The organism is Arthrobacter sp. Dra40 (genome assembly GCF_059091905.1).
Genome location: NZ_JBNHHB010000019.1, coordinates 38772 through 56303 on the forward strand (window position 1 = coordinate 38772; position 17532 = coordinate 56303).

Consider the following 17532-nt stretch of genomic DNA (forward strand, 5'->3'; position numbering starts at 1 on the left):
AGAGAAGGCCGTCACTTGCTGCCGGCCTTGGCGCTCCGCCAACCGCTCTCAAGCAGCTCCATCTGCAGATGGGGGCGGCTGGACATGATTTCATTTCGAATCCGCATGCCGTAGTCCTTGTTGCCCTCGGTCATGCGCCAGACAAAGTTGTGATATTCCTTGGTCACGTCCTCAGGTGTACCGTCCATCACAAAGTCTCCTTTGTCCAGCCAAATGCATCGATTGCAGTTGTCTTTGATGGTCCCGAGGCTGTGACTGACGAGGAAAACGGTCCCAGCCTGCTCGCGGATAACGTCCATGCGCTGCTTGGAACGCTGCTTGAACTGAGCGTCGCCGGTATTCAGCGCTTCGTCTATAAGCAGGATCTCCGGGTCCACTGCGCAGGCGATGGCAAAACGAAGCCTCGCCCCCATGCCCGAGGAATACGTGTTCATCGGATGGTTAATCTCGTCCTCGAGTCCGGACATTTCGACGATGCTCGCAAACTTGCTATCCACTTCGTCGTCACGCATGCCCATCGCTAGGCAACCAAGGCGAATATTCTGCGCGCCGGAGAGAGAAGCGATCAGGGCTGCGTTCACACCGAGCAGTACTGGCTGACTCTGGGCATATACCGCGCCGCCGGTCGGCAGTGTCAGGCCCGCCAGAACGCGCATTAGAGTGCTCTTTCCAGATCCGTTGCGACCCACGATCCCGATGGAATCGCCCTTGTAGCCAACGAAACTGACCTGGTGCAAGGCATGTTTCACCGCGCTTCCGGACGGATTCATTCGGCGTCGGATACCACCTAAGAGTCCAAGGCCCGAGGGACCGTTCGGTGATGCGTCCCGTTTCGTGCGGTAGTGAACGTCCACTTGGTCGACCACGACGGATGGCTCGGCGTCCCAACGGACACCGCTAGCGGACACGGCCATATGATTCCTCCTGACGCCAGAAAACGAAGAATCCGATCGACAGTAGGCCCAAGGCCCAAGCGGTCAACGCTGCCCAGCTTTGCCAGCTTGGTGTGCTGGCATAAAGGACGGAATCTCGGATGATGTCGATGACGATGTACAAGGGGTTAGCTTCAAGGACCGTAACCAAAGCAGGGTAGTCCTTGAATCGGTCCAGACTGTAGAAAATCGCTGAGCCGTACATCCACAAGCGCATTACGAAGGAGAGTAGGTTTCCGATGTCATGGACTTTGTAGAGGAACGGGGCTAGAAGCATGCCGATGCCGAGGTTGAATAGATGCTGCAGGAGAACGGCGGGAATGACCAAGAGCCATCGCCAAGTGATCTCCTCTACTGGAGCAGCCATCAGCACGATAAGCAGCATGACGATGGTGGACGGAATTGACGAAAGCAACTCCCGCAGGTTCACCGCGATTGGCAAAGCAGCGCGGGGGAATGTGAAGGCCTTGATTACCGATTCATTGGATACCAGGCTGCGGGCACCTTGCAGAACTGCGCCGGCGGAGACTTGGAAGGTGAAAATGCCGATCACAAGGTAACCGACGAAATTGTCGATACCCCGACCTGTGCCCAGCAGCATGCCGAAGATGAAATAATACGTCAGTCCGTTGAACAGCGGAGTGAGGATCAGCCACAGGCTGCCCAGCTTGTCCTTGTCGTTGGCGGACTGCACGCGGGCTTGTGCGTCGAAGAGGATGAACTGCCGCCGGTCCCAGAGCTGGACTAGGTAGTCGGTGAAGTCAGGGCGCGCGCCGATCCGGTGCAGTTTTTTCAGACTGACCGGAACTGTGACCGTCGCCTGGTTTGGTGCGGGATGGATTGTCTGTGGTCTAGTTTCAGTCACGGTCATCGATCACCTAGGTCGGTATACAGCTGATCGAGAGCCGCCGCATCGGCTGCCCAAGTACGTTCTTCCAACACGGATGCCCGAGCTTTTTTTCCCATCTCCGTGCGCAGTCCGGCATCCGCCACTAATGTCCCGACAACAGCAGCTTGGTCCGCTGGGTCGCCGGCCTTGAACAGTGATCCCGTGCGGTCGGCCAAGATAATCTCGCGCAGGGCGGGCAGATCGCTGGCAGCGACGGGCCGAGCAGAGGCCATCGCCTCTACCGGCTTGAGCGGAGTGACGCTACGTGTCACCTCAAGGTCCTTTCGTGGCACAACAAAAACATCCAATGCTTGGTGGTACAGGTGTGCTTCGCTCCGTGGCACCCGTCCCGGGAAGAGCACTCGCGCCGCGACGCCCAGTTCCGCAGCGAGGCCTTTCAGCCTAGGTGCCGCTACGCCATCCCCCACAATCAGGCACTTGAGGTCTGGATATTCACCGGCCAGCAGGGCGAAGGCCTTGAGCAGATCATCGAGGCCTTCATAATCAACCAGACTGCTGACGGTCCCGATGAACGTCCCGTCCTGAGGCAGACCCAGTCGACGTCGGGCTTCCCTCGGCACGTTCGGCTCCGTGAGGAAGCTATCTCCGACGGCGTTGGGCAGAAGCATCACCCTTTCGGAGCTTAGCCCCCGGCTTAGGATATCCCTTTTCATCGTTGACCCGAGTGTGGCCACTGCGTCTGCCTGGTGCATGACGGCTGTTTCGCGCTCCCGGAACAGGGTGTAACGCTGGCTGGCCCGTGCTCCTGGCCCCCGAGTAGATGCCCACGTATCTGCCAGCTGGCCACGGACCTCATATACCCAGGGGATTCCCAACGCGCCCGCGACTGCTGCAGCCACCAGGCCGTTCACAAAGTGGGTGGTTGTGTGCAGAACGGCCGGCCGGATGTCCAGGGCGAGTTCCAGTAGTCGCTCCGCCTGCTGTTGGAGGCGTTCGTCGAAACCAAGCGCCAAAGTGGCGGGCAGATCCCGGTGGTACACCACGCCATCGAGCACGTCCTTCTCCTGCGCGAACAGACGCCCCACCTGCACTGGATAGCCCGTCCGGGTAACGGCATGGACCCTCCAGCCGAGGTCGCGCTGGGCTTTCAGGAGAGAATGCGAGCGTTGGGCATAACCGCTCCCCGTATGCGGCAGGGAATTGGTCAGCAGATGCAGCACCGTCCGGGCTTCCGGTACGTAACCGTCCACCGGTGCCAGCTGGGGTGTCCAACCGGTGAAGACTTTCAGCTCGCTGGCCAATTGGTGCTGCTGGCGCTGTTCCCTGCGCGCGCCACCGCCCAGCGCCGCCACGGCCCCGGTCATATCGCCGTCGTACCAGCGGCGCCTGGCCACGGTACCGCTGCGACCGGCGATACCGGAAGGCACATTCAGCAGAAGCATGTCCGCTTCCTCGGTCATGCCGGCCGCAGTGGCCACGTCCGCCAGTCGCCGTGCCCGACTGCCGGCAGCCCCGGCCTCGGCAGCCGACTGAAGCCGTTTGCGGGCGGAGTCAAGGTCACCGGTGATATACGCGCCCAGCGGTGGAAGCACGCCCCTGCCATGCGTCCGGGCGACCCGTCGGGCCAGCGGCTGCACCAGCCGGGCCGGCAGCCGCCGGGAAACCTGAAGCGCGAGGACGATCGGATCGTCGCCCAGGTGCTGGCGGACGGTGGCCGCAGCCAAGCGGACATTGCCCAGCAGCTGCCGAACGGTCATTGGGCGGCCAGCGTCGCGGTTGTTGTAGCCGCAGTTGGCGCGGCTACGCTTTCGAGCAGTTCCATATAGGCGGCCGCCAGCGTGGGAACGTTGGCGTTATTGCGCAACCATTCCCGTCCGGTGCCGCCGGTCACCAGGCGAGACCGGTCATCGAACAGGTCCCGCCACAGCTGCGCCACGGCCTCCGGCTGCGCCGGGACAACGTCGCCGGTGCCCGAGTCCTCGAGGATCTTCTTGGCCTCGCCGCGCACAATACCGGTCACGTGACGGCCAAGAGCCAACACTTCAAAGGTTTTGGAGGGGATGGTGGTGTCAAAAGACTTCCAGTCATCGCGGAGAGATATTACGCAGGTATCCGCCCGGCGGTAGTACTCCATCACTGCGGTCCGGTTGGCGGGTGGATGGAACTCGACCGGGGCGTCCAGTTCGGTTGCCAACTGGATCAGGTGCTTACGCTCGACGCCGTGGCCCACCATGGTGAGTTGCACCTTGTCTCCCACCAAGGCCGCAGCTCTAACCACGACTTCCAGTCTCTGGCTCTCCCCGTGATTGCCAAGATAAACCACTTCCAGGCGGGACGGGTCTGTGGGCCGTGGTGGCAGTTCCTCAATGAACTCCAGATCCACGCCGTTGGTGACCGTGGCCACGTTCTTGAGACCGCGCTCGCGCAGGGTTTCGGCGAAGCCGTAGGTCACGGTGACAACGAGATCCGCACGGTCTTGGACGGCAATGATTGCCTTTTCGACGAGGCTCTTGGCCCCGCCTTGGACCAGCCGGGCGTCACGCGCAAGGTCCGGCCAGGCGTCGCGCATGTCCACGACCAGCGGGACCTTGAGCAGTTTCGCAATCACGAACCCGGCGCCGAGGATGGGCAGGCTCGGCACCGTCACAATGAGCAGATCGGGCCGGCGCCCCATCATGGCAGCGGGTATGGAGCAGGCCGCCGAAAACGCGTGATTAGCGAGCCTGCCTAGCCGGGTGGCCCGGTGCGGTAGGAAGGGCACCCTGCGGATCCGTTCGCCGTGGGCACCGGTATGGCGGCGGAAGGCCCGGCCCGCTTGATCCTTCGGGAAAGTCCTGCGGCCTTCGGGCAGGTGGGCGATCGGCGCAATAACATCGACGTCCCAGCCGCGCTGGCGGAAATGGGTAATGAACTGGGACCAACGACGTTGCGGCGGGCTCACTTCCGGTGTGTATGAATGGGTCAAGAGCATGATCCGCACGAAGAGCTCCCCCTAAAATTGAGACTGGGTGTGCAGTGACAGGACTACGCGCCCGGACGCGCGCCGTGTTGCGATGTTGGTTTACGGCCGCTACGCAACCGGATGTAGTAGATAAGGCCGATGGCGATCAAACCCGCCGCCACACCGGCGCGCATTAAGGGGGATGAACCTCCGCTAGAGGCTCTTTCCTCCTGCCCGGCCACCGGCGGGCCGCCCTCACGCGCCGCTGCGTCCGCCGTTGCAGTTGGAGTGGGTTCCGACGTCGGCTCCGGGCTTGCCGTGGATTCAGAGACCTTGTCTTTTTTGCGATGCTCAGATTTCTCTGGTTTCGGTTCGGGGTTCTTCGTCCCTTCCACCGGCAGAAGAGTGTACCGGTCAAAGTATTCCCCCGTGACAGGATCCATGAGGTAATCCGTGTTTGGCACGTACAACAGCCCGGTGGCCGGGTGCATCAAGTATCCGGTGGAGGGGTGGATGGGCAGACCGTAGACCGGATCGAGGTAGTATCCCGTGACCGGATCGATCGCGGGTCCGGGATCTGTCTCCTGGACTGGGGCAGGATCTTGTTCGGCCGGCACCGGGTCAACGGGCTTCGGGTCTTGGGGAGCCGGTTCTGGTGCTGGCTCTGGGTCCACGGTGGGCTCTGGACTGGGCGGAGCCGACGGGACTCCGGTCATCACTGGCACCGGAGTCTCCGGCATCAATGGCTCATTCGTCACCGGTTCGTTTTGAACGGTTGGCGGCTTCGCGGCGAGATCCGACGCGGCAGCAGCCGACATGGCGCCCCCCGACAGTACGAGCGCAGCAAGCGACGCTGCAGCGGATGTCCTCGCCAGTTTCACGCGGATCCTAACCGGCTGCTTCGGATGTCGCCCAGTAATCGTCCATTCTGTCTGACTTCAGTGCTTCCGCAATCTCGGCAATAGCGGCTTCGTCCTTGACCACGATCGATTGTCCATCCGCAGAGGTTCCGGTACCGTTCGTCGGCAGCGTGAACATGTGCACGTCCGGGGTTCGGATGTTTCGGAGGCTGACGCCGAGCGACCCGGCGGCTCCCGCATCAAACTCTGAGTCGACGCTGATGTACGGCGAGAAGTCGCTCACCACATCGGCAATACGCCCCGGATTGGTCAAGGTTTCGGCCGTCAGGAAGCGGGACATGATGGCCTTGACGAAAAGCTGCTGGTTCTTCACTCGCTGGTAATCGCCGTCACTGAAGGCTTTGCGTTCGCGCACAAACTTGAGCGCAGATTCGCCATTGAGTGTCTGCGCGCCTTGCGGGAAGGCTTCACCCATCGAGCCACTGGACTGGAAGGCGATCGGGTTGTTAATCTCGACGCCGTCCAAGGCGTCGGTCAAAGCTTTAAATCCGGCGAAGTCGATGATTGCCACGTGGTCCACCCGGGTGTCGAAGAGTCCTTCAACCGTTTCCACGGTCAAAGGCACTCCCCCAAACGCGGCCGCTGCATTAATCTTGTGCTCGCCGTAACCAGGGATCTCAGTCCATGTGTCTCGCATGATCGACATGACATAAACCGATTCCCTGTTGGCGGGCATATGCATCAGCATCATGGTGTCCGACCGACTGCCGTCCGAGCTTTCCACAAGATTCTCGCCGCTGTCATTCCGGCTGTCGGATCCCATCAGCAGGATGTTCATCGACCCGTCGTCGTTTTTCTCCGGACGCTTTTCAGGCGCGGGAAAGGCATTTTCGATTGTCTGCGACTTTGAGTTGAAGGTGTTCGCCAGGTTCATGACGTACGCGCCGGCGACGATCGCCGCGACAAGTACCAGCCCCAACAGAGAAAGCATCGTCACCAATACCGGACGGTTCTTCTTCCTGCGTTGGCGCACTCGGCGACCGGAGTCGTACTCCGGGAAGTGTGAATTATCAGTCAACGTATCGACCTTCCAGCTTAGGCAACCTGTTTATTTTAGCCTCATTGCCTGCGTCAACCGTAAACTGGAACATATGCTTCGCCTGATTTCGCCACGCCGTGCTTTTGTTGGTCTGTTAGGACTAGCAGCCATTCCGCTGATCTCAGCATGTTCACCGGTCGTCACCGTTGACGCGGCACCGGATGCCGCCAACCCAGGCTGCGCCCCGATGATGGTGATCCTGCCCCAATACGTGGCCGACTTCCCCCGCCGCGAGACCAGCAGCCAAGCCACCGCCGCTTGGGGGGACCCGTCCCAAGTGATCCTGCGCTGCGGAGTTCAGGTGCCCGGTCCGACAACCGATCAGTGTGTCTCCGTCAATGACGTGGATTGGGTGCTGCGCGAGGGTGAGAACGGCTACTGGACGGCGACGACGTACGGGCGCACGCCGGCCACCGAACTGATTTTCAAGCCCGACGACGTGGCGGAGAGTTCCGTACTGATGGATCTGTCCGCGGCAGCCTCGGAGATTCCGCAGAAACGCAAGTGCCTGAGCATCTCGGACACGTTGTAGGTCTGCTCGGGTCTCCACGCAGGCGGGTCTCCACGCAGGCGCAAGCGCCTTTGGTCGACCGCCGGTGAATGAAGCGCCTTTGGTCGACCACCAGTGAATGAAGCACTTTTGGTCGACCACCGGCTTATGGCTTAACGGAGTCCAGTCTTGCGGTTGAGCGCCAGGTACAACAGTTCGTCGATCAGTTCGGTGTAAGGCAGTCCGGACTTGGCCCACATCTGCGGGTACATACTGATGGGCGTGAAGCCGGGCATGGTGTTGATCTCGTTAATGATCAGTTCGCCGTCGGGCGTGTAAAAGAAGTCCACGCGCGAGAGCCCTTCTCCCCCGAGTGCGTCAAAGGCCAGGGCTGCAAGCTCGCGGACCTTTTCAGTGGCGTCCGCCGGCAGATCTGCCGGACAGCTCAGCGCTGCTGCCGCACCATCGATGTATTTCGCCTCGAAGTCGTAGAACTGGTGCTCCCCGGGCTGTACCGCAATCTCGCCCGGCAGGCTGGCGCGGGTCGGTTCGGTGCCACGGCCCTGGAGAACGGCGACTTCGATCTCCCGACCGTTGATGCCGGCCTCCACTACCACCTTGGGATCGTGTTCGCGCGCTGCTTCGATCGCGGACCGCAACCCGGATGGCTCGGTCACGCGGGTAATCCCCATCGAGGATCCCGCGCGGGCGGGCTTGACGAAGACCGGGAACTGAAGCGAGGCCGCCCGCTGGAGCGCAGCGTCGGCGTCCTGCTGCCACTGGCGGTCGGTGATGACCACGTAGGGACCCACGGTGAGGCCGGCCGATTCGAAGACCACCTTCATGAAGTGCTTGTCCATGCCTACCGCCGAAGCCAGCACGCCGGCGCCGACGTAGCGCACGTCGGCCATCTCCAGCAGCCCCTGCAGAGTGCCATCTTCACCGAACGGCCCGTGCAGCAGCGGCAGCACCACGTCCACGTTGCCGAGGCTTTGCGGAACCTGTGCAGCCGGTGCTACCACCAACTCCGGAGCGGTGTCGCGGCTGGCCAACATGACCGGGTCCGCGGACGCGGTAATCTCCGGCATGGATCCCGAGGCCAGCGACCATTGGGCCGGATCATCGGCGACCTGCACCCACTGGCCGTTGCGCGCGATACCGATGGGAACGACGTCGTACTTGTCCTTGTCGATGGCACCTAGGACGCCGGCGGCGGTGACGCAGCTGACCGAATGCTCGCTGGAGCGTCCGCCGAAAAGTACCGCGACGCGGGGCTTGCGGCCGGATGTTGGCACCGGCGCGGCCGGGCTGGATTCGTGGTTCACTGCAGCTCACCTTCGGCCTTAAGTTCACGGGCCAATAACCGTGGGGCCAGTTCCTCGACGGCGATCTCCCCCTCGAGGACGGCCACCACGGCCTCGGTAATCGGCATGTCGACACCGAGCTTAGTGGCCAGATCCAACACCGCACGGCCGGACTTGATGCCTTCGGCAGTCTGCGTCATCTGTACGGACACTTCATCAAGCGTCAGCCCCTCGCCCAGCAAGCGGCCGGCGGTATGGTTGCGGGACAGCGGCGACGAGCAGGTGGCGACGAGGTCGCCCAGCCCGGCCAGCCCGGCCATGGTCTGCACGTCCCCGCCCAAGGCGAGGGTGAGCCGGGTGGTCTCCGCCAGTCCGCGTGTGATGACCGTGGCTTTGGTGTTGTCACCCATGCCCTTGCCGTCGCAGATCCCCACGCACAAGGCAATAACGTTTTTGACGATTCCGCCGATCTCCACGCCCGTGACGTCCGGATTGGTATACGGGCGGAAATAACCCGCGGTGCAGAGCCGGGCGATCCACTGCGCCACGTCTTCATCGGTGCAGGCCACCACGGAGGCGGTTGGTTCCTTGCGCGCGATCTCCATGGCCAGGTTGGGGCCGGAAATGACTGCCACGCGGTCGTCGGACAGCCCCAGCTCTTCCTTGATCACTTCGCTCATGCGTGCATCACTGCCGCGCTCCAACCCCTTCATGAGCGAAACCACCACTGCCTCCGGATCCAGCAACGGTTTCCAGGAAGCCAGCTGCGGCCGGAGGGTCTGGGCCGGCACGGCCAGCACTACCAGCGGTGCGTCCACGACGACGTCGGCCACCTCTGCGGAAGCAACAACGTTGCCGGGCAGGACGATGTCCTTGAGGTACTTTGCGTTCCGGTGTTGGGTATTGATTTCCTCCGCCACCTCGGGGCGCCGCGCCCACAGCCGAACTTCGACCTCGGGGTGTGCGTCAGCTACTACCTTGGCGAAGGTAGTGCCCCAGCTTCCTGCTCCGAGCACTGCAATGGTTGCAGGCAGATCGGGGCGTTCGGTCACAACTTCTCCTCTGGCGGTAATTCTTCCGTGTGCACCGCTGGTCCGGCGCCGAAGTCCCGGCCGGTCGTTTTCTGCCCGTGGGCAGAAGGATCCCACCGCACAGCGGGGGGTTCTTCGCCGCGCACCTCGGCCAGCAGCGCAGTAATGCTGTCCATAATCCTATTCGTTGCGGCGTCGAGCACGGTCTTGGTGATCGGCATGCCGCCGAACTCCGACAGGTCGACCGGGGCGCCGGCCACGACATGAGCCGTCTTGCGCGGGAAAAGGCTCGGTTTCTTGGCATAACGGGGCAGCAAGTCGTTGGCTCCCCAATGGGCCACCGGGATGACCGGCGCTCCGGTCTGCAAGGCGAGCCGGGCGGCCCCCGTGTGACCGCGCATGGGCCACAGATTCGGATCACGCGTCAGCGTGCCTTCCGGATAGATGATGACCGCGCCGCCTTCATCCAGCACGTCACGGGAGATTGCCAGGGAGCGGTTGGCACCCGAGCTGCTCCGTTCGACCGGAATCTGCCGGGCCCCCGACAACAACTGCCCCACGACCGGGATCTTGAACAGCGAGGCCTTGGCCAGAAAATGCGGGAGGATGCCCTGGTTGTAGACAAAGTGGCCCACTACCAGCGGATCAATCTCCGTGTTGTGGTTCGGGCAGACGATAATTCCCTGGTTGCTGGGGAAATTTTCGGTTCCTGCCCAGTTGCGCCGCAAGACCAGATTCAAGACCGGCCGGACCACGCCGGCCAGGACACCGATGACCACCCGCTCTTTGGTCGCTGCTCCCATGGCTGCCTACTCGACGTCGAAGTCCGCGCCGAGGCCCTCCAGTTTTGACTGGAAGTGCTCGTAGCCGCGATTGATGATGTCGATGCCGGTGACCCGGGAGGTTCCGGTGGCCGCCAGTGCGGCGATCAAGTGGCTGAACCCGCCGCGGAGGTCGGGAATGTCGATCTCCGCGCCGGAGAGCTGAGTGGGTCCAGAGATGACGGCAGAATGCAGGAAATTCCGCTGGCCGAAACGGCACGGAATGCTGCCGAGGCATTCACGGTGCACCTGGATGTTCGCGCCCATCCGGATCAGTGCTTCGGTAAAGCCGAACCGGTTCTCGTAGACCGTCTCGTGCACAATCGAGACGCCTTCTGCCTGGGTCAGGGCAACGACCAAGGGCTGCTGCCAGTCCGTCATGAAGCCGGGGTGGACGTCGGTCTCCAGCACCAGCGGCGAGAGGCTGCCGCCAGGGTGGTAGAACCGGATGCCGTCGTCGTCGATATCGAAGGCCCCACCGATCTTGCGGTAGGTGTTCAGGAATGCGGTGAGATCGCCCTGGTTGGCGCCCTCAACGTAGATGTCCCCCTGCGTGACCAGCGCCGCCGATGCCCAGGAGGCCGCCTCGTTGCGGTCGGGCAGGGCTCGGTGGTTGAAACCAACCAGTTCCGGCACACCCTCAATGCGGATGACGCGGTCCGTCTGGACGGAGATGATGGCGCCCATCTTCTGCAGCACGGCGATCAGATCCATGATCTCCGGTTCGATGGCAGCCCCGCTGAGCTCGGTGATCCCCTCGGCTCGGGTTGCCGTCAGGAGAACCTGTTCGGTGGCGCCGACGCTGGGATACGGCAGCGTCAGCTTGGCGCCCCTCAATCCTCTGGGTGCCGAGATGGAGATGCCACCGGGACGCTTGTCAACAATGGCACCGAACTGGCGCAGCACGTCGAGGTGGTAGTCGATGGGACGGTCGCCGATGCGGCAGCCGCCCAGGTCGGGGATAAAAGCTTCGCCGATGGCGTGGATCAGGGGCCCGCAGAAGAGGATCGGTATGCGGGAATCGCCGGCGTGTGCGTCGATGTCCTTCATCTGGGCCGTCTTGACGTGCGTGGGGTCCAGCGTCAGGTCACCGGTCACCCGGTCCTTGGAAACCTCCACGCCGTGCAGGCGCAGCAGGCTGGTGACGATCTCCACGTCCCTGATCTCGGGCACATTCCGGAGGACCGAGGCATCGCTGGCGAGCAAGGAGGCGACCATCGCTTTGGGAACCAGGTTCTTGGCGCCACGGACGGGGACCTTTCCCGCCAGGGGTACGCCACCACGAATGGTCAAAACACTTGCCATGAATACCTGATTCCTCAAACTAGTTTAACGCCGAATTGGGCCTAGGGCTCAGCTAAGCATATTGGCAATCCGTGACCATTCCGAAATAAACGGACCGCGCGTCCCCCGCTTTGCTGCGCGCCGGCTGCGGACTTACATACGGCGGGGCGTTCACGCAAATCGGCGCCCCTGAGGGAACTGTTCAAGTTCCCTCAGGGGCGCCGATTCGGGGCAGGACGCCCGAGGTCAGACTTTGGCGGGAAGCGTTTTCGGCTTCCACGATGGCCGGGTGGCCTCGTAGGAGGTGATTTCCGCCTCATGGTGGAGAGTCAGACCGATGTCGTCCAGGCCTTCGAGCAACCGCCACCGGGTGTAGTCGTCGATCTCGAACGGAGCGGTGATGGTTCCGCAGATGACCGTCTTCGCAGCCAGGTCAACGGTTATTTCGGTGCCCGGGTGGTTCTCGAGTTCCTTCCAGATCAGCTCGATGTCATCCTGGGCCACCTCGGCCGCCAGCAGGCCCTGCTTGCCGGAGTTCCCGCGGAAGATATCGGCAAACCGGGACGAGAGCACTACGCGGAACCCGTAGTCCTTCAGGGCCCAGACAGCGTGTTCGCGCGAGGAACCGGTGCCGAAGTCGGGGCCGGCCACCAAGACGGAACCGCGGTTGAACGGCTCTTGGTTGAGGATGAAATCCTCGTTCTTGCGCCAGCCGGCGAACAGGGCATCTTCGAAGCCGGTCCGGGTGATTCGCTTGAGGTATACCGCCGGGATGATCTGGTCGGTGTCCACGTTGGACTGCCGCAGGGGAACGCCGATGCCGGTATGGGTGGTGAACTTCTCCATGGTGCTTCAGGCTCCTTAGGCAGCAGACCGCGTGGCGGCGTCGTTGGTGACTGGGTCCAGGTCTGAGGGCGAACTCAGCGTGCCGCGCACCGCAGTGGCGGCAGCAACGACCGGCGACACCAGATGCGTCCGTCCCCCCTTGCCTTGCCGGCCTTCGAAGTTGCGGTTGGAGGTGGAGGCGCAGCGCTCCCCCGGAGCCAGCTGGTCCGGGTTCATGCCCAGGCACATGGAGCAACCGGCGAACCGCCACTCGGCACCGAACGCCTTGAAGACCTGGTCCAGCCCTTCGGCTTCGGCCTCGAGCCTGACGCGGGCCGAGCCGGGAACCACCATCATGCGAACGTTCGGTGCCTTTTGCCGCCCGCGGATGATGTCCGCGGCAATGCGCAGGTCTTCGATCCGGCTGTTGGTGCAGGAGCCCAGGAAGACGGTGTCCACCGGGATCTCCTTCATCGGGGTGCCGGCTTCGAGTCCCATGTAGGCCAGCGCACGTTCCGCCGCGGCCTTGGCGTTCTCGTCGGTGAAGTCGTCAGGCGACGGCACCGCCTCGGACAGGGAAACACCCTGCCCGGGGTTGGTGCCCCAGGTGACGAAAGGCTCCAGGGTGTTGGCGTCCAGGAAGACTTCGGCGTCGAATTCGGCGTCGTCCTCGGTGCGCAGCGTCTGCCAATACTCGACGGCGGCATCCCAGTCGGCGCCTTCCGGGGCGTGCGGGCGGCCCTTGAGGTATTCGAAGGTAGTCTGGTCCGGCGCCACCATGCCGGCCCGGGCGCCCGCTTCGATGGACATGTTGCAGATGGTCATCCGGGCTTCCATGCTCAGCGCGCCGATGGCGGAGCCGCGATATTCCAGCACATAGCCCTGCCCGCCGCCGGTGCCGATCTTGGCGATGACGGCCAGGATGATGTCCTTGGCCGTGACCCCGGGACGCAGCGTTCCCTCGACGTTGATGGCCATCGTCTTGAACGGCTTCAGCGAAAGCGTCTGGGTCGCCATGACGTGTTCGACCTCGGAGGTTCCGATGCCGAAGGCCAGGGCGCCGAATGCGCCGTGGGTGGAGGTATGGGAGTCCCCGCACACCACTGTCATGCCCGGCTGGGTGAGCCCGAGCTGGGGACCCACTACGTGCACGATCCCCTGCTCAGCATCCCCGAGCGAGTGCAGGCGGACGCCGAATTCCCGGCAATTGGCGCGCAGCGTCTCGATCTGGGTCCGGCTGGTCAGGTCGGCAATCGGCTTGTCGATGTCCAGCGTGGGAGTGTTGTGGTCCTCGGTGGCGATGGTCAGATCGGGTCGACGCAGCTTGCGACCGGCCAGCCGCAGGCCCTCGAAGGCCTGCGGGGACGTGACTTCGTGCACCAGGTGTAGGTCGATGAAGAGGAGGTCGGGCTGGCGGGCTGCGCCTTCCCCGTCGCCGCGGCGCACCACGTGCGCCTCCCAGACCTTTTCAGCGAGCGTCCTGCCCGCAGTGTTACCGGCCATGGCCAGATCCCTCCATCAATTACCAGCGCAGGTAGTGCCTCCCAGCGGGAGACCTGCATAAAGTGTGTGATTCAACTCTTCCAGTACGGGCTCGAATCCCGCCAGTGAAACGACTTGCATCTCAAATAGTGAGATGCAAGTATCATTCTATGGACAATCCTAGTGGTGTCGGAGTCATCGACAAAGCGGCCATGGTGCTCGACACCCTCGAGGCCGGCCCTACCTCCCTGGCCCAGTTAGTGGCCGCCACCGGCCTGGCCCGGCCGACCGCTCATCGGCTTGCCTTGGCCTTGGTGCACCACCGGATCGTCAGCCGGGACATGCAGGGCAGGTTCGTGTTGGGCAGCCGGCTGGTGGAGCTGGCCGCCGCTGCCGGGGAAGACCGTCTCATTGCGGCGGCGGGCCCGGTCCTGATGAACCTTCGCGACGCCACCGGCGAAAGCGCACAGGTCTTCCGCCGGCAGGGCGATGCACGTGTCTGCGTGGCTTCGGCGGAGCGGCCGATTGGCCTGCGAGACACCATCCCGGTGGGGACGCAGCTTTCCATGAAGGCCGGATCCGCCGCCCAGGTCCTGTTGGCGTGGGAAGACCACGAACGGCTGCTGGAAGGCCTGCACGGCGCGCGTTTCACCCCGACGGTCCTCGCCGGGGTGCGCCGCCGCGGCTGGGGCCAAAGCCTTGGCGAACGCGAGCCGGGAGTGGCGTCGGTCTCGGCTCCGGTCCGCGGACCATCGGGGCGCGTCATCGCCGCCGTTTCCATTTCCGGCCCGATCGAGCGGCTCACCCGGCAACCTGGCCGGCTGCATGCCGAGGTAGTGTGCAACGCTGCGGCACAACTCACCGAGGCCCTGCGAAAGACCAACGACTAGAAGCCGTTATGCGGTCTGTCGATTGGATAACTCCGGTGATTGGGCCGAGCCGTTCTGCAAGAACAACCTCACTGTCGAACTTCTTGGCGACCTGCATTGGGCCGGGACTGCACCCTCCCAATTCTCCTACGGACGCAGCTAGCAGCCAAGCATAGGGCCAGATCTGATCCGCTTCAGGCCAGGCCAAGCTGACGGGCATAGCGCCAGAAGCGGCGCCGTCTGCCAGAGTCGGACGAAAAGACGAAGTCGCGAACGGACAAGGCGAAGCAATGCCTTGGGACCACTCGGGCATGTTTGCCCCATGCCTGTCGAAGACCGGATCCTCGCGGATTCGGCGGTGCTGCTCTTCGAAGGACCGCAGTTCGTCCGGGCGTTTGCATCCACATGGCATACACCATCCGCACCATCGCCCTGGCGGACGAACAAGCCCCAGAACTCTCGATGCTCTGCGGATCCGAGACGACTTGGCGCAGCAGGCAACGGCGGCATCCAACCGGATCCACGAACTGCTGACCCAGATCCGCCCCGCGTTGGAAGCGCCATCGGACCGCATCCGGACCTCCCCACAATAGCCGAGCTGCTGGTCAGAATCCCGACCCCGGCCGCCCTGCGAAAGGGGGTCTTCGCGGTTCGTGGGGAACGGCCTGCTGTAGCTGAGTGTTCATGCTGCCGTCCGGGCCGCACTGGTCAATAGGATATGGGATCGGTAATCTCCTGCGTTGCGATAGCCGCGGCCGACGCGTTTCCTGGCTTTATGCTGACATTGTTCGATTCGTCCCTTCGCTGTTGTGGCGCCGGTGACAATGAGGACCTCGATCTCTTTCAACCATCGACAGACGGTGCGCCAGAGTCGGCTGGTTTCCGGCTGCCCGGCCCGCTCGACCAACTGCTGCAGTTTGTCCTTGGCCGCTGTCGCATCGGCGAGGGAACCGGTCCGTAGCAGGAGGCGCAGTTGCTCTTTGACTTCCCACGCGGCCTGCAGCTTGCCGGTGGGATCGTCGACGTCGAACACGGTCTGCAACCGGTTCCGGGCCCGGCCGGAGAGCTTCTCGTCCGCCTTCAGCAACAGCATGCGGTGGCCCAGGCCGGATCCTTGGCCCGGCGACGCCGGCCCTTCGTTTCCTGGGTCAGTCGCTGCCGCACCTCGGTGAGCATGTGGTTCCCGAGCATCACCAAAAGGAAGTGGTCGACGCTGACCGCCGTGCGGGGCAGCCACATCCGCAGCGCTTCGCGGAACGCGGCCGACGGGTCGATGGCCACCACTTGCACGCCGAGTCTCCACTCCAGGGGGGCGGGCCATCAGCCACTCGCCGACGCCCTGGTGATCCCGGCCGTCGACCACTCCCAGGACCTGTCCGGTGTCCAGGTCCACGATCGTGGTCATCCACTGCTCGTATCTGGTCCAGGTTTTTGATTTCGGGTCTTGGAAGTAGCGGACGGACCGGAAGCGGTGTTCGTCGATGCCCAGGTACCTTGGCCTGAGCTTGTTCACATCCGGCAAGGTCGTCGCTGCTGCGTTGATCGCTTCCTGAACCAGCCACCATGAGACCTCGAAGGCGCGGGCTGCCGCGAACACCGCGCGGGAGGAATCAATGACCGCGGAGACCAGTGACTCCTTCAGCCGGCGGGTGGAGCGTGCGAACTTCGGAACCTGGTCCGTGGTCTCGCTGAACGACTTGCGTTCGCAGGCCGGCTCATCGCAAAACCACCGGTACTTGTTGCAGAGCAGCTGCACCGGGCCAGCGATGGGAATATCCCGTAGCCGCTGCAGGCGCTTGGCCTTCCGTCTGGCCGAGATGGTCCCGCAGTCCGGGCAGCCGGGCGGCTGGTCGGTTTCTACCGTGATCCGGCGCTGGCCGAGGGGCAGGATTTCTGTGTTGATGACTCGGAAATCGGGCAGGTTGAAGATCACGGTGGCAGCGTCGACTGCCACCCGGGTAGGCTCGTTCAAAGGCTCGTGGTTCCTGTTCAGGGTGAATGGTTAGACACACTCATCCCAGCAGGGCCACGGGCCCCTCTGCTATCTATGACACGCGGTCAATTCCCCACGAACCGTGAAGACCCGCGAAAGGTCCCCAGACCCGCATGGCCGCGGCTACTGCACAACTTCGCGCCGCGCGCCGGCAAACGCTGGGCGGCAGAAGTGTCCACCGCACTCGGCGAGCAGCCCGTCGTGGTCTCCCGCTCCGGCGCCGCCGGCGTAGTGCTGCCCCAACTGGCCGCGCAACTGGTGCAGCTGCGCGCTTCCGCGCCCAGGTTTTGGCCAGAGTCGAAGAACTCGTAGAGGCCCATCCTCTTCACCACGTCCTGACGTGCACGCCGGCGGTCGGAGTCAGGACGGAAGCACGGATCATCACCGAAATCGTCGGCAAGGATTCCGCCTCCGCAGGACATCTGGCCTCCGACTCCGGACTCGCTCCGGTGACCTGGCAATCGGCCACCTCGATCCGCGGAGGCCCCCCGTTGAAGAAGGGCAACGAAATCCGCAAACGCGCCCCGTTCCTCTCGGCCTTTGCAGCATTGAAAGACCCTACTTCCCGTGCCTACCACGACCGGAAACGCGCCGAAGGCAAACGCCACAACCAAGCCTAATCGCCCTAGCCAGAAGACGTTGCAACGTCCGCTTCGCCATGCTCCGCGACATGACCCTCTACGAAATACCCCAGCTCAAGGCAGCCTGACCTTTGAGAAGGACATAGGGACACCCCCCGAACCGCCAAGAC

15 protein-coding genes and 2 pseudogenes are annotated in these 17532 nt (G+C 63.3%); 4 read left to right on the plus strand and 13 right to left on the minus strand.

The window, feature by feature from the left end; genetic code table 11:
- Positions 1-11: 11 nt before the first annotated feature.
- From AC5RWT_RS11310 to AC5RWT_RS11335, 6 genes are all read right to left on the minus strand, one after another.
- A complete protein-coding gene (locus AC5RWT_RS11310; RefSeq protein ID WP_494080306.1) occupies positions 12-770 on the minus strand; it encodes an ABC transporter ATP-binding protein in 759 nt (252 codons plus the stop codon).
- Positions 771-897: 127 nt separating this feature from the next.
- Positions 898-1803: an ABC transporter permease gene (locus AC5RWT_RS11315; RefSeq protein ID WP_494080307.1), complete on the minus strand. Its 906-nt coding sequence runs from the start codon at positions 1801-1803 to the stop codon at positions 898-900.
- The gene (locus tag AC5RWT_RS11320; protein WP_494080308.1) at positions 1800-3539 is read right to left on the minus strand and encodes a glycosyltransferase family 4 protein; all 1740 of its coding nucleotides are present in this window, start codon (positions 3537-3539) and stop codon (positions 1800-1802) included. The genes AC5RWT_RS11315 and AC5RWT_RS11320 overlap by 4 nt, the downstream gene beginning before the upstream one ends.
- A complete protein-coding gene (locus AC5RWT_RS11325) occupies positions 3536-4723 on the minus strand; it encodes a glycosyltransferase family 4 protein (RefSeq protein WP_494080309.1) in 1188 nt (395 codons plus the stop codon). Before AC5RWT_RS11325 ends, AC5RWT_RS11320 begins: the two co-directional genes overlap by 4 nt.
- Positions 4724-4806: 83 nt before the next feature.
- Positions 4807-5340, minus strand: coding sequence for an OCRE domain-containing protein (locus AC5RWT_RS11330; RefSeq protein ID WP_494080310.1), 534 nt, complete (start codon positions 5338-5340; stop codon positions 4807-4809).
- 271 nt (positions 5341-5611) lie between these two features.
- Positions 5612-6661: an LCP family protein gene (locus tag AC5RWT_RS11335; protein ID WP_494080311.1), complete on the minus strand. Its 1050-nt coding sequence runs from the start codon at positions 6659-6661 to the stop codon at positions 5612-5614.
- 73 nt (positions 6662-6734) lie between these two features.
- Between AC5RWT_RS11335 and AC5RWT_RS11340 the strand changes: the two genes are divergently transcribed.
- Positions 6735-7214, plus strand: coding sequence for a DUF3515 domain-containing protein (locus AC5RWT_RS11340; protein ID WP_494080312.1), 480 nt, complete (start codon positions 6735-6737; stop codon positions 7212-7214).
- Positions 7215-7345: 131 nt separating this feature from the next.
- Here AC5RWT_RS11340 and AC5RWT_RS11345 read toward each other — a convergent pair whose 3' ends face one another.
- The 6 genes from AC5RWT_RS11345 to leuC form a co-directional block, all read right to left on the minus strand.
- A complete protein-coding gene (locus AC5RWT_RS11345; RefSeq protein ID WP_494080330.1) occupies positions 7346-8467 on the minus strand; it encodes a D-alanine--D-alanine ligase family protein in 1122 nt (373 codons plus the stop codon).
- Positions 8468-8493: 26 nt separating this feature from the next.
- Positions 8494-9528, minus strand: coding sequence for an NAD(P)H-dependent glycerol-3-phosphate dehydrogenase (locus tag AC5RWT_RS11350; RefSeq protein ID WP_494080313.1), 1035 nt, complete (start codon positions 9526-9528; stop codon positions 8494-8496).
- Entirely contained in the window at positions 9525-10310 is a 786-nt protein-coding gene (locus AC5RWT_RS11355; RefSeq protein WP_494080314.1) for a lysophospholipid acyltransferase family protein, read from the minus strand. Before AC5RWT_RS11355 ends, AC5RWT_RS11350 begins: the two co-directional genes overlap by 4 nt.
- A gap of 6 nt (positions 10311-10316) precedes the next feature.
- Complete coding sequence (murA, locus tag AC5RWT_RS11360) at positions 10317-11633, minus strand: UDP-N-acetylglucosamine 1-carboxyvinyltransferase (protein WP_494080315.1); 1317 nt, start codon at positions 11631-11633, stop codon at positions 10317-10319.
- Between the two features lie 225 nt (positions 11634-11858).
- Positions 11859-12458, minus strand: a complete 600-nt coding sequence (gene leuD, locus AC5RWT_RS11365; protein ID WP_494080316.1) for a 3-isopropylmalate dehydratase small subunit — start codon at positions 12456-12458, stop codon at positions 11859-11861.
- A 15-nt stretch (positions 12459-12473) separates the two neighbouring features.
- On the minus strand, positions 12474-13940 hold the full coding sequence (leuC, locus tag AC5RWT_RS11370) for a 3-isopropylmalate dehydratase large subunit (protein ID WP_494080317.1): 1467 nt from the start codon (positions 13938-13940) through the stop codon (positions 12474-12476).
- Positions 13941-14089: 149 nt separating this feature from the next.
- On the opposite strand from leuC, the gene AC5RWT_RS11375 reads away from it, so the two are divergent.
- The gene (locus AC5RWT_RS11375; RefSeq protein WP_494080318.1) at positions 14090-14809 is read left to right on the plus strand and encodes an IclR family transcriptional regulator; all 720 of its coding nucleotides are present in this window, start codon (positions 14090-14092) and stop codon (positions 14807-14809) included.
- Between the two features lie 384 nt (positions 14810-15193).
- Positions 15194-15422: pseudogene (locus tag AC5RWT_RS11380) on the plus strand (IS110 family transposase); the annotation flags it as partial.
- A gap of 48 nt (positions 15423-15470) precedes the next feature.
- Here AC5RWT_RS11380 and AC5RWT_RS11385 read toward each other — a convergent pair.
- Positions 15471-16760 carry a transposase gene (locus AC5RWT_RS11385; protein ID WP_494080319.1) on the minus strand — a complete coding sequence of 430 codons (1290 nt, stop codon included), beginning with the start codon at positions 16758-16760 and terminating at the stop codon, positions 15471-15473.
- Between the two features lie 147 nt (positions 16761-16907).
- Here AC5RWT_RS11385 and AC5RWT_RS11390 point away from each other — a divergent pair.
- Positions 16908-17490: pseudogene (locus tag AC5RWT_RS11390) on the plus strand (transposase); the annotation flags it as partial.
- Between the last annotated feature and the right edge of the window lie 42 nt (positions 17491-17532).

Bases quoted from the DNA above. Each gene is read 5' to 3' on its own strand.
- AC5RWT_RS11310 (WP_494080306.1), bottom strand. From the start codon at position 770: ATGAATCCGTCCGGAAGCGCGGTGAAACATGCCTTGCACCAGGTCAGT.
- AC5RWT_RS11315 (WP_494080307.1), bottom strand. From the start codon at position 1,803: ATGACCGTGACTGAAACTAGACCACAGACAATCCATCCCGCACCAAAC.
- AC5RWT_RS11320 (WP_494080308.1), bottom strand. From the start codon at position 3,539: ATGACCGTTCGGCAGCTGCTGGGCAATGTCCGCTTGGCTGCGGCCACC.
- AC5RWT_RS11340 (WP_494080312.1), top strand. From the start codon at position 6,735: ATGCTTCGCCTGATTTCGCCACGCCGTGCTTTTGTTGGTCTGTTAGGA.
- AC5RWT_RS11355 (WP_494080314.1), bottom strand. From the start codon at position 10,310: ATGGGAGCAGCGACCAAAGAGCGGGTGGTCATCGGTGTCCTGGCCGGC.
- murA (WP_494080315.1), bottom strand. From the start codon at position 11,633: ATGGCAAGTGTTTTGACCATTCGTGGTGGCGTACCCCTGGCGGGAAAG.
- leuD (WP_494080316.1), bottom strand. From the start codon at position 12,458: ATGGAGAAGTTCACCACCCATACCGGCATCGGCGTTCCCCTGCGGCAG.
- leuC (WP_494080317.1), bottom strand. From the start codon at position 13,940: ATGGCCGGTAACACTGCGGGCAGGACGCTCGCTGAAAAGGTCTGGGAG.
- AC5RWT_RS11375 (WP_494080318.1), top strand. From the start codon at position 14,090: ATGGACAATCCTAGTGGTGTCGGAGTCATCGACAAAGCGGCCATGGTG.